This window comes from Flavobacterium crocinum (assembly GCF_003122385.1).
Classification (GTDB): Bacteria; Bacteroidota; Bacteroidia; order Flavobacteriales; family Flavobacteriaceae; genus Flavobacterium; species Flavobacterium crocinum.
Map to the genome: position 1 here is coordinate 5,734,112 of NZ_CP029255.1, position 13,018 is coordinate 5,747,129.

The window sequence follows — 13,018 nt, forward strand, 5'->3', positions numbered from 1 at the left end:
CAGTAAACTAATTCAAACTAAAACTTATCCAAATGAAAAAAATATTTTTCCTATTCATAACAGGACTAACTGCCTGCGCGTCATATTCTCAGGATGTATCAGATGCTGTGCGTTATGCACAAGACAATTTAACCGGAACGGCAAGATTTAGAGCCATGAGCGGTGCGTTTGGCGCAGTTGGAGGAGATCTGTCGGCACTAAGTGTCAATCCTGCCGGATCCGCAATCTTTAATACAAATCAGGTTGGAGTATCTTTTAGTAATCAGAATATAAAAAATGACTCTGATTATTATAACACCAAAACTTCAGACAAAAAAAACTCCTTTATTTTAAACCAGGCGGGAGGTGTTTTTGTTTTCAAAGACCGAAATCCTAATAACGGATGGAATAAAATTGCAATTGGAGCAACATACGAGAACACAAACAACTACAACAACAATATTTTTTCTGCCGGAACAAACCCAACCAAATCTATAGATGGTTATTTTTTAGACTATGCAAACTATGGCAATGGAGGCGCTCCTGTCCCTCATGAATTTGTTAACCTAGCCGACAACGAAACGTTAAAAGATTTATATAGCTATTTAGGCTCAAATTTCCCTAACGGACAATACCCAAATATGAGCGGCTTTTCTGCTCAACAAGCCTTATTAGGATATCAGGCATACTTAATAAATATTGACGATGTCAACAACCCAAACAGCACTTATTTTACTAACAACGCTCCTAATGGCCAAAATTACTATCAGGAAAACGAGGTTTACACAAGAGGCTACAACAGTAAAGTAAGTTTTAACATCGCCACTTCATACAAGGACCGATTATATTTTGGAGCAAACTTAAACGTTCACGTAACTGACTACAGAAGAACTTCAAGTTTTTACGAATCCAACAAGAACCCATTAGAATCATACGAAACAGTATCAAACGTGCGTTTTAACAACGAACTTTACACTTACGGAAATGGATTTTCTTTCCAACTTGGAGCCATCGGAAAAGTAACTGATGCTTTAAGATTTGGTATCGCATATGAATCTAATACATGGTACGAGCTTTATGATGAGCTTTCACAAAGCTTATTCACAACTACAGAAACAACTACAGAATCATTCACCAACAACGCAAACCCAAACACTGTAAATGTTTACCAATCTTACACCTTACAAACTCCTGACAAATGGACATTTAGTGGTGCTTACGTTTTTGGAAAATCCGGTTTAATTAGTGTTGATTATGCTATTAAAAACTACGGAAACACAAAATTCAAACCTACCAGTGATTTCAGAGGAACAAACGACGAAATCAATAACAGTTTAACAAGTACCGGCGAATTGAGAATTGGAGCAGAATACAAAATAAAACAATTAAGTTTACGAGGAGGATATCGCTTTGAAGGAAGTCCGTACAAAAATGGAAGCACAATTGGAGACCTGACAAGCTATTCCGGAGGTTTAGGATACAACTTTGGAGCTACTAAATTAGATTTGGCTTACTCTTATTTACAAAGAAAATCGAATCAGGATTTCTTCTCAAGAGGTTTTAATGACGGAGCCAATATCAATTCAAAACTTAACAATGTTACCCTTACCTTATTATTTGAATTGTAATTAAGAATTAAATAGATGAATGAAAATTTCCGTCAAAATCAATTTGGCGGATTTTTTTTTTATCCACAAATCAACAAGCTTTCTCCTCGAAAACCTTCATAAAAAACATCTAAATAAAACCGAAACAAGCGGTGTTTGAATAAAAAAGTGTAATTTTGCACTCCAATTTATAAAAGTATGAGAACCAAGTCTTTAAAAAAGAACAAAATTAACGTAATCACTCTTGGGTGTTCAAAAAATGTTTATGACAGCGAAGTCCTTATGGGACAGCTTCGTGCAAATGGAAAAGAAGTTGAACATGAAGCTCCGGCAGAAAAAGAAGGAAACATTATTGTAATTAATACTTGTGGTTTTATTGATAATGCAAAAGCAGAATCAGTAAACATGATTTTGGAATATGCTGATAAAAAAGACAGAGGACTTGTAGATAAAGTTTTCGTGACAGGATGTTTATCTGAACGTTACAGACCTGATTTAGAAAAAGAAATCCCAAATGTTGATCAATATTTTGGAACAACAGAATTACCACAGTTGCTAAAAGCTCTTGGAGCAGATTATAAACATGAATTACTTGGAGAGCGTTTAACGACCACTCCAAAAAATTACGCTTACTTAAAAATCGCTGAAGGATGCGACAGACCTTGTAGTTTTTGTGCTATTCCACTAATGAGAGGTTCTCACGTTTCTCAGCCAATTGAAAAATTAGTAAAAGAAGCTCAAGGTTTAGCTAAAAACGGAGTTAAAGAATTAATCTTAATTGCTCAGGACTTAACTTATTACGGTCTTGATCTTTATAAAAAAAGAAACCTTGCAGAGCTTCTGGAAGCTTTAGCTGCTGTTGAAGGTATCGAATGGATTCGTCTTCATTACGCTTACCCAACGGGATTCCCAATGGATGTTTTAGAATTAATGAAACGCGAGCCTAAAATCTGTAATTATATAGATATTCCGTTACAACATATTTCAGATTCAATTTTGAAATCAATGCGTCGTGGAACAACTCAGGCTAAAACGACTCAATTATTGAAAGATTTCCGTGCAGCCGTTCCGGGAATGGCAATCAGAACTACTTTAATTGTTGGATATCCAGGTGAGACTCAGGAAGATTTTGAAATTTTGAAAGATTTTGTTCAGGAAATGAAATTTGACAGAATGGGATGCTTTGCATACTCTCATGAAGAAAACACCCACGCTTACTTGTTAGAAGACAATGTCCCTGATGATGTAAAACAAGCAAGAGCAAATGAAATTATGGAATTACAGTCTCAAATTTCATGGGACTTAAATCAGGAAAAAGTAGGTAAAGTTTTCAGATGTATAATTGACAGAAAAGAAGGCGCGCATTTTGTTGGTCGTACCGAATTTGACAGTCCTGATGTTGATAATGAAGTTTTAATAGATGCTTCTAAGCATTATGTGAAAACAGGCGAATTTGTTAATATAAAAATAATTGAAGCCACAGAATTTGATTTATACGGAGAACCTGCTTAAATTTACGCTGAACAATTGTTAACACTAGACAAAAATACTTTTATGAAACTTACACAAAACTTAATTCTTTTTGTTTTTACTTTATTTTGTTTCAACTCTGTTTCAGCACAGTATGGAAATGGCTACTATAATAATGGTTATGGTAACGGTTACGGAAGAGGCGGCGGAATGGGAATGGATAGAAGTATGATGGCAGGACAAGGACAAGGCTCACAAAGCAAACCTAAAGAAATTCCCGCTGAAGAAACTGCGGGGAAAATTGTCGAACAAATGAAACCAGATGTAAATCTTGATGATTTGCAAGCGATTGCTATTACAAACGTTTTAGCAGACAGTTTAAGAGAGCAAGGGATTTTATTGAAAAATGAAAGCAGCAATCAGGAACAAAAAATTGAACAAATTAAAGCCTTAAGAGAAAGTACTGATAAAAAAATTAGCGCCTTTTTGAATCCAGATCAAGTTGAAAAATACAAGACTTTTATGGAAAAGTTAAAAGAAGGTAAAACAGGAAAATCTAAAAAGAAAAAAGATAAAGAATCTAAAAACAAAGATTCTAAAGAAACCCCAGAAAATACAGATACGAAAATTCAAGAATAATCGTTTAAACTTATAAACAACGAATTATGACAAAAAAGCATTTTTGCTATCTGATTTTGGCTGTTATTATTAGTGCTTGCTCTATTAATCCATATAAGAATACTGAAAAAGCATACGATCAGCAGCTTAAAACTTTAGAAAACCAGATTACCAGTAAAGAAGCGCAGCCAATTCCGGCAACAAATGTTGTTATTGACACAACTTATGCGCAGCAATTGAAAATTGTAAAAGATACATTATCTAAAACAAGCTCAACATATCTGCAAAATGGAATCAATACGGAATGGATTGGCACAGTGAACTTTAACTTAAGAAAACCAAGTTTCGTTATTATTCACCATACTGCTCAAGATTCTTTACAGCAAACGATAAATACTTTTACAAAAACCAAAACTCAGGTTAGTGCTCATTATGTAATTTCTGAAAACGGAAAAGTGGTTCAGATGCTTAATGATTATCTAAGAGCCTGGCATGCCGGAAATTCAACCTGGGGCAAAGTAACAGATTTAAACTCCTGCTCTATCGGAATTGAACTGGACAATAATGGTTTCAAGCCTTTTACAGAAGCACAAATCAGCAGTTTGGTTGCTTTGTTGACAAAACTGAAAAAAGATTACAATATTCCAACTCAAAACTTTATTGGACATGCAGATATTGCTCCGGGAAGAAAGCAAGACCCTAGTGCTTTATTTCCTTGGAAAACACTTGCCGAAAAAGGTTTTGGAATCTGGCCAGATGAAGTTTTAGAACCTGCTCCATTTGATTTTAAAATTGAACCGGCTCTCCGAATAATTGGATTTAATACCAAAAATTTAATGGCTGCAATTCAAGCTTTTAAGCTACATTATATCCAAACCGATGCAACCTCAACTTTGGACAGAAAAACAATCGATACGATTTATTCTATCTATAAGAAACAAGTTCAATAAGAAAACAACAATTCATTTCAAAATATACAACGCATTTCTAATAAGGAAATGCGTTTTTTTTTATTCATTATAACATGATACCTAAGAAAACTAATAAAAAATATGGTGCGCAAAAGATGCACTGCAATGCATCTCTACAGTCATAAATACAAGAAATAGTATTTTTCACAGGTACAATTTAGTAAGCAAAGAAGCAATAACTTTTACTTTTATAAGTCTACCCCATAACTCTTAACCCATAACTCGCAGCTCACAATTCATAATTCTTAAACAATAAAAAAGCTGCCAAAACATTAGTATGTTTCGACAGCTCCAAAAAAAAAAAAAAAATATCAATCTTTATCTCTAGAAAGAGTATGTTGTTGCAATTAAAGCATAGAAGCTTCCTCCTGTTGGCAATGCATCTTTATCTAAGAAAATATCTTCAGAAGCTGCATCGTATCTTAGCTCAGGAATAATTGTAAGTTTTCCAACTTTATAATTTAAAGAAACTGTGTTTGCAAATACACTAGATCCTGTTAATGTTCCCATGCTTGGCGCTGCATCTTTAGCATCAAAATACTCCATTCTGTAAGCCAGCAATAATGATGGGCTGAAAGAGTAATTAGCATATCCTACCAATGAAAACCATTCTCCGTCTAAAGTGCTGTCAAAATCATTTGTTGTTTTTGCATAAGTCGCATTTAACCCAAGAGAAAAACTATCACTAATTGTTTTAGAAGCAGTCAAATCAAACTGAGTTTTATTCTCATCTGATACTGGAATGATACTTCCTGGAATTGCGTTTGTACTTCCTGTTGTAAAGTTCAAATAAGCACTTCCTGTTTCACCTATATATCCTACTTGTCCAATGAACGTTTTTTGGTAAGATCCCGCATCCATAGCCGATTTAAAATCGGTTGGGTTTGTTAATCCTAACATAGCTGTGAATTTCCCTGATGTATATTGGGCTTTCACACCTGTATTAAAGAACGGTCCGTATGAGAATGCATACGACATACTGTAGTTTTTGTTATCTACGGCGTCCAAAACCTCATATCCGATATGAGTTCCAAAACTACCTGCCACTACTTTAAATTCATCAGTTAAATTATAGGTAAAAAATAACTGTTTAATTAAAAATTTGGCGCTCGCATCTTTATCCGGTGTCTCATTATAGGAAAACTCTGCTGCTCTTTTTCCGAAACCTAAATCGACAAAAACAGAAGCTTTTCCAAAGGTATGACCCGCTTCTATCGATGCCATCCCTAATTCGAATGAATTTTGTGAGTTGGTGAAGCTCGTTAATCCATTCATTTGTTTTGAAAAATCATATTTATAGTACGCATCTGCAGAACCTCCCCATGTGGTTGCTGGAGCGGCTGCCTCCTCTTCTTGGGCAAAGGCAAAAGAACTTGTTAACATCGCGGCTAAAATGTGAAATGCTTTTTTCATGTTTTAAATTGGTTTTTAGTTATTAAATTGATTCTGGTTAGTTAATCTTTTATATATCTATTAATAGTATAAGTCATTTCTAAAACCTTTCATGCGCCTTCAAATCATCATCATTTTCATTAGCGAATTTATTAACTTTTGTATCACCAGAATAATTCAAAAGCGCTTTTTTGATGTTTTAGGTGAAGAATTACGGATTACAAAAATTAAATCAACAATAATCGTTATTTGATATTAATCGCTAATTGTTTTTAAAAATTCAATAACGCATTTTTAGCAGCACACACCAAAAAACAAGGCGTCAACCACAAAAAACTAAATTAAAAAAGCACAAAAACACCGAAAAAACATCCAAAAAAGTCAATCACCCCAATTTTTAAAGGGGTATCAATAAAAATAAAAAACACGATCTAAATATCTCTTCATTAAAAACAGGAACAAAAACCATAAACCCTACGTTTAAAATTCTTACAAAAACCACATACATCTATTGCAACAAATCAAACTAATTCTATTGAAACGAATAATTCATTTATACATAAAAAAAGGATGCACTTTTCGGTACATCCTAAATGATAAATTTTCAGCAATTTGTAATACACTTTTTTCTTAATGCCTTTTAGTCCTCAAAACGATAGTTGCTTTCTTTCCAGTTGGAAGGTAAGTATCTTTCGTAATGCCATACATTATATTTTTTAAAATATTCACGAGCTTTTATTCCGGATTCTTTTAAATCTTCATTTTTCCATTTCCCTTCAGACTTCGCTGATTTATATAAAACAGAGCAAGTCTCATCTTTGTCTGAAACAGACCATACAATCCAGCTAAGTTTTCTGTCTTCCATCCAGTCTATATATTCCTGCCAAGCTTTGTAATTTAATGGTCCATCGCCAGAAGCTTCCATACCGGCAGATTCTGAAATAAATATTGGAAGTCCGTTTTTGATAGCAGCATCAGTTTTGTCTCTTAATTCTTTTCCATGCGTTGCAGCATAAAAATGCATAGTATACATTATATTATTATATCCTAAAATAGGATCTGCGGCTGGTAGATCTACATCCTGATCCCAATGTGGAGAACCCACCAAAATTATATTATCAGGATCGTTCTCTCTAATTACTTTGATTACTTCTTCAGAATAAGCTTTAACCTCGGCCCATGTTTCATAATCAGGTTCATTAAATATTTCATATATAATATTGGGGTATTTACCATACTTTTTTGATATCTCAGCAAAAAACTCTTTAGCTTCACTTAAATTAACATTATGGGTATGCCAATCTACGATTACATACATATCCTCTTTTATTGCTCCTTTAATGACAGCTTCTATTTTCTTTTTAGAAAATTTGGGATCTTTCATATAGGAATACTCTCCCAGCTCTACTCCTAGTGCGGCACGAACAACATTACAGTTAAAATCTTTCTTTAACCAACTTACCGCTTTTTGATTATAAAACCTTGGCCACATACTATGCCAGCCAAAACTCATTCCTCTTAATACAACTGGCTTTTTATCCTTATTTACCAATTGAGTACCATTAACACTAAGATTTTTATGAGTTTGCACTTGAGCATTTAAAGGCGAAAACATTAAAATAAAAGCAAATAATAAGACTTTATTAATCTTCATGACAAGTTTTAGATTTAGGGTATTAATTTTAAAGTAACTACATCATGTGAAGCTATTGCAGTACTAAATATTTTTTTTGTACTTCCTGCTTCTTTATTCTTCCAAAGATCTTTTATTTTGAATATCGTTTTTGTAAAATCGGCTTCATATCCAAAATCAGCATCTTTGAAATTATTTTTACTCCAATCGAAAGTAACTTTTTTTGTTGTTTCTGTCCTATTCACAAAACTAACTGCCCAGGCTCCATCTGAAAGTGGTTTTACCCAAACTTCTACCCCATCTAAAATTGTGTATTTAAATCCCTGAATACCTAACTTATCCTGATTTACAGAAAGCAACTCTTTATTAGTTAAAATTGCTAAAGTTTCTTTAGACATTTTTCTGTAATCATTTCCGGTAAATAAAGGAGAAGATAACATACACCACATAGCAAAATGCGTTTTATCTTCGGTGTCATTCATTTCGTTTCCTACTTCCATCATATCAAAATCATTCCAATGATCTGGACCTGAATATTTACGAATGTCTTTTCGCATATCCGCAATTTTCATAAATCCCCAGGAAGACCAGTTTTCAGGATGTCTGAATTCGCAGTCAAAGCAAGGATAGATGTCGCCGGAAATTCTCCACAGATTTCCAATTGGTTTTCCCCATTCCCAAGGCTGATTGTCTCCCCATTCGCAAAGACTAAAAACAATTGGTCTTCCGGCAGTTTTTAAGGCATTACTCATCGTTGTGTAAGCTTCTTTGGCAGTAATTCCTTCTGTGTTACACCAATCGTATTTTAGAAAATCAATTCCAAGTTTCGCATAAAATCTGGCATCCTGATACTCATAACCTCTTGTTCCGGGATAACCCGCGCAAGTTTTTGTTCCTGCACAATTATACAAACCGAATTTTAAACCTTTATTATGTACATAATCAATTAATGCTTTCATTCCGTTTGGGAATTTTTCAGGATCTGGGACTAAATCACCATTTGCATCTCTTTCATGTGTCATCCAGCCATCATCTAATACAATATAATTATATCCTGCGGCAACTAAACCGGAAGAAACCATAATATCTGCTGTTTCCTTTACTAACTTTTCATCAATATTGGTTGCAAAAGTATTCCATGAATTCCAGCCCATTGGTGGTGTCAAGGCAAGTCCTTCAAATTTTCCACCCTGCTGTTTATGAGTATTACCCTGACCGAAACCTAGAATGGTTACACTAAAAGCAAGAAGTAAGGTTACTATTTTCATTTTTTTTCAATTTAAAATATCTTAAAAAAATGTTCCCTAATTTTTCAATAAGGGAACATTTTTAAACTAACTCAAAATAAACTAACTATTATAAAAACCCAATATCGTCTATATAAAGAATACTTGCAGGACTAATTGTTATTCCTGAAAATTCCTGAATAAATACACTATCAAAATTTCCTCCACTCAAGAGTTCAGGATGCAATGCCGAAATAGGAATTGAAATATTGTTCCATTGACCTGGTACTAAAGTAACTGTAGTACCTTTACTAGAGTCACCTGTATCACTATTTATAGTAACCATGATTTTAGTACTTTCGGTTGGGAATATAGACATTTTTACAAATTGGTAATCTGCTGCATTCAAAGCCAAATCTGAGTGCATGAAAAGTCCGCTCCAGGCTTCTGCAACTTTTTTGATTGCGTTTGTTCCTCTGCTTACTTTTTCGGTGCTTTCCCAGGTAATGTCTCCTCCCCAGCCCCAGCCCCATCCTTTCAATGAGTCTTCGTATAATAAATATTTAAGACCTATACTGCTTGGAGCAGACACTCCAAATTCAGTTTCTACAACAACAAGCGCATACGAATCAAAATCAGCCGGAACCGTTGCTTTTATTTCCGTTTTAGAAACTGCAGTAAATGTAGCTGTAGTTGACCCGAATTTTACATTTTTAACCTTTACAAAATTTTGTCCTGTAATGGTTATAACATCTCCCGGAGAAGCCAACACTTGTGACAAACTAGTAATTACAGGAGCAGGCGGAGTTAACTCAATTACATTACTCAATACATTTACAAAACCATTTGTAGCATAATAATCTAATCCTGGCGCCTCTTTATCAGATCCGTTTACTTTTAAAACACCATTGGTTACATTGATACTCAATAAATACAAATCAGAGTTTAGCGCATTTGCCATTGTACTGTAATCTCCTGTTTCCAGATAATCAGCCTGAACACCTTCAAGTTTACCAACTCTTTTTTTGACACCTTTAATAACATGACTCAAAACTAGCTGTTTCAAATCTTCAACCGGAACCAAATTAATATCCGGATATCCTAAATCATTCACATAACCATTCGCTACCAAATAAGCATCAAAAGTAGCATCGTTTGGAACAAAATAAGTATAGTCATCTGCTGTATTTAATGTCGATTCCAGTCCAGCTAATTTTATTGCTTTTGTAAACGTAGTTAAATTACTATTTGCCAGAAGCAATCCGTAAGCCGTATTGTAATTTTGCTTTGCTCCTCCAATATCTTCAATTTCGTTGTCACAGGAAGAAACTGTGGCAACTAAAAATGCGCATAAGGCAAGATGCTTTACTTTATTATATATATTTTTCATAAATTATCTTTTAGTTTTTAATAATGGATTCTAACAAATCAAGACTTATTCTTCGAATCCGTCACAATTATTTTAATACCAATCCAATATCATCGATAAACAAATTGTTTCCTCCAAAACCTCCTGTTTCCTGAAAAGTAATTTCAGTTAACTCTCCCGGACTGCCAACACCAGAAAACGGAACCTCTAAATATGTCCATCCTGTACCGAATTTAAGCGGATAAGTAGCACCATAATTACCATTAACAATTACAGAAACAGATCCTGCTTTTTCTCCTTTAATACTTACACGGATTCCTTTGTATTTAGTCATATCCACTTTAGATTTATCTACACCAATGTATAAACCATCCCAATCCGGACCTGAAGTCCAATTGATACATTTTGTACCTTGTGATGCATCTTTATCGTAAGCAATATCATAATGATTTGTTGCTGGTCTCCAAAGACCATTGTAACTACTCAAACTAGTGTAAGCATCATCATAAAAAGCAGAACCTAAAGACTGACCGGCAACTGTTGTTCCTGAAACATTGGTTACAGACAAGTTTTTATACTGAATATTATTAGGTACCTGAACTTTAATTTCTGTCAATGTAGATGATATAGGCTGAACCGCAGTTTCTCCAAAATTCACAACAGGACGCAAAAAATATTCTCCTGTAATTGTAATGATATCTCCTGGATTAGGGTTAATTGGAAATCCTTTAATATTAGGATTTGGAGGTCTAATAGCCACTTTATAATTCAACGTCCCTTTAGCCGTAACGATTTTCATTTCATCCATTTCGTTATAGTAAGGAGTTTTTTGATCGACTAAAATAACGATTGCATTATCTGTCACAAATGTTGGATTGAAATACGACTCTAATCCATTAAATGAAATTGATTTTAAGGTACCAAACCCGGATCCTCTAATGATATAATAATTCCCTGCATTAATAACATCTGTAGGTACATCCACCTCTCTGTCTCCTTCAACCAAAGGATCATCAACAACAGATCTGCTAATTCCTGTTACTTCAAGCTTTCCGGAAGAACCTTCCGAATCATCATTCGAACAAGAAGCAAACAGCAAAATTGAAATCGAAGCCAAGAAATACAACTTCAATAACATTTTATTTTTTATATTTTTCATAGTGATTTACTTTTAAAAAATTATTTGAAATTGTAAGGAACCGGTGCCTCTTTCAACTTTGGATTTTTTCTGACTTCGATATCCGGCTTCGGATAAATAAAATCAGTTGGCGTTGGCGTATAATGCATTACTCCCTGAGAATCAAAACCTCTGTCTTGCTGAGAGATTATATTGATTGCCTCCTGACGTGGTAATCTTCCTAAATCAAACCAAAATTCTCCTTCAAAAGCAAATTCAACTCTGCGCTCATGAAATAAAGCTGCTTTTGTTAAAGGCACATTTGTTCCTAATGCAGCCAGACCAGCTCTAAGTCTCACTTTATTATACGATTCTTTTGCTGCAGCATTAGTAGTTTCATCTGCTCCAGCCATAGTTGCCTCAGCATGTATTAATAAAAGATCAGCATAACGCATAATGTAATTGCAGTTATTCATTCCTCCCCATCCGTCAGCAGGGCCAGTTTCGCTTGTAACTTGTCCTACAACATACTTCTTAACAGCGGCTCCTGTATTAGCTAATACATCCGGATACTTGGTTTTATCCATAACAAAACCTACAACACCATCTCCTTTAAGGTTAGGATAAGAATCTCCATAAATCATAAAAGATTCTTTTCTTCTTAAATCTCCAAGTTCAAACGCATCCTGAACATCATTACTTGGAACATAAGTAGCTCCATAAGACGCATTATCATTCAAAATATCTAAACCATATTGGATATTAGAGAAATTTCCACCTCCATAAGTATTTATAGCTCCTGACCACTGCCATGAATAAATAGATTCTTCGTTATTATTTTTACTGGTCAGAAACAAATCAGCAAAATTTGGAAGTAATCCAAACTCCCCTGAGTTAATCACTTTTTCAGCCATTAATTTAGAATCCGAATATTTTTTCTCATATAGATATACTTTGGCTAAAAATGCTTCGGCAGAGCCCTGAGTTACAAAAATATTATCTCCACCGGGAGTTCTGGATCTCATTTTTACTTTCAGATTTGCTGCTGCGAACTTTAAATCATTTTCGATAAACGTATAAACATCTTCAATTCTATTGGTATTCACCAATGGATCTTTTGCCAAAGCCAGATTATCTTCAATAATAGGCACCGGACCATACAAACGAACCAAATAAAAATAGGCTATCGCTCTAAAAAAATGTGCTTCTGCAATCGTGTTTTTAATTACAGCCCTGCTTACATCTGCAGTAGCATTTTTTTCAATATTATTAATTAAATTATTCGATTGTGCAATAATTGCGAAACAAGCTCTCCAAGGATCCAACAATATAGGACTATCAGAAGTCAGCTTAAACTGAATTAACTCTGGTCCGTCAGCATACGCTAAACAATTTCCTGACGATAACTCAGACAAAGCGTAAAAATTCTTAGTATAATAAGGTGCCCACATTGCTCCATACATCCCATAAGTAGTTCTCGCTACCTGCTCGTCAGTATTATAGAACTGATCACTGCTGTAACTATCTTCAGATGGGCGATCCAAGAAATCTTCGCTGCAAGAAGTAGTTACCAAACCTAGTGTTAAAAATAAAACTAAGGTCTTTATATTGATATATTTTTTCATAAGAGTAGTAA

The 13,018-nt window shown here is 34.4% G+C and carries 10 protein-coding genes; 4 read left to right on the forward strand and 6 right to left on the reverse strand.

All coding sequences use genetic code 11. From position 1 onward, the window contains the following. The first annotated feature begins 32 nt into the window (after positions 1-32). The 4 genes from HYN56_RS24325 (at position 33) to HYN56_RS24340 (ending at position 4,624) form a co-directional block, all read left to right on the forward strand. Positions 33-1,607, forward strand: a complete 1,575-nt coding sequence (locus HYN56_RS24325; RefSeq protein ID WP_109194569.1) for an OmpP1/FadL family transporter — start codon at positions 33-35, stop codon at positions 1,605-1,607. A gap of 177 nt (positions 1,608-1,784) precedes the next feature. Then, positions 1,785-3,098 (forward strand): 30S ribosomal protein S12 methylthiotransferase RimO, encoded by a 1,314-nt coding sequence (rimO, locus tag HYN56_RS24330; protein ID WP_109194570.1) that lies wholly within the window; start codon positions 1,785-1,787, stop codon positions 3,096-3,098. 42 nt (positions 3,099-3,140) lie between these two features. Then, positions 3,141-3,695: a hypothetical protein gene (locus HYN56_RS24335; RefSeq protein WP_109194571.1), complete on the forward strand. Its 555-nt coding sequence runs from the start codon at positions 3,141-3,143 to the stop codon at positions 3,693-3,695. Positions 3,696-3,721: 26 nt separating this feature from the next. Further along, entirely contained in the window at positions 3,722-4,624 is a 903-nt protein-coding gene (locus HYN56_RS24340; protein WP_109194572.1) for an N-acetylmuramoyl-L-alanine amidase, read from the forward strand. Positions 4,625-4,969: 345 nt separating this feature from the next. On the opposite strand, the gene HYN56_RS24345 is transcribed toward HYN56_RS24340, so the two are convergent. From HYN56_RS24345 to HYN56_RS24370, 6 genes are all read right to left on the reverse strand, one after another. After that, positions 4,970-6,058: an outer membrane beta-barrel protein gene (locus HYN56_RS24345; RefSeq protein WP_109194573.1), complete on the reverse strand. Its 1,089-nt coding sequence runs from the start codon at positions 6,056-6,058 to the stop codon at positions 4,970-4,972. 619 nt (positions 6,059-6,677) lie between these two features. Further along, positions 6,678-7,691 carry a glycoside hydrolase family 5 protein gene (locus HYN56_RS24350; protein ID WP_109194574.1) on the reverse strand — a complete coding sequence of 338 codons (1,014 nt, stop codon included), beginning with the start codon at positions 7,689-7,691 and terminating at the stop codon, positions 6,678-6,680. Positions 7,692-7,705: 14 nt separating this feature from the next. After that, the gene (locus HYN56_RS24355) at positions 7,706-8,938 is read right to left on the reverse strand and encodes a glycoside hydrolase family 27 protein (protein ID WP_109194575.1); all 1,233 of its coding nucleotides are present in this window, start codon (positions 8,936-8,938) and stop codon (positions 7,706-7,708) included. A gap of 88 nt (positions 8,939-9,026) precedes the next feature. Continuing rightward, positions 9,027-10,286 (reverse strand): fasciclin domain-containing protein, encoded by a 1,260-nt coding sequence (locus HYN56_RS25175; protein WP_205727642.1) that lies wholly within the window; start codon positions 10,284-10,286, stop codon positions 9,027-9,029. A gap of 67 nt (positions 10,287-10,353) precedes the next feature. Beyond that, a complete protein-coding gene (locus tag HYN56_RS24365; protein ID WP_109194576.1) occupies positions 10,354-11,424 on the reverse strand; it encodes an IPT/TIG domain-containing protein in 1,071 nt (356 codons plus the stop codon). 20 nt (positions 11,425-11,444) lie between these two features. Continuing rightward, positions 11,445-13,007 carry a RagB/SusD family nutrient uptake outer membrane protein gene (locus HYN56_RS24370; RefSeq protein ID WP_109194577.1) on the reverse strand — a complete coding sequence of 521 codons (1,563 nt, stop codon included), beginning with the start codon at positions 13,005-13,007 and terminating at the stop codon, positions 11,445-11,447. Between the last annotated feature and the right edge of the window lie 11 nt (positions 13,008-13,018).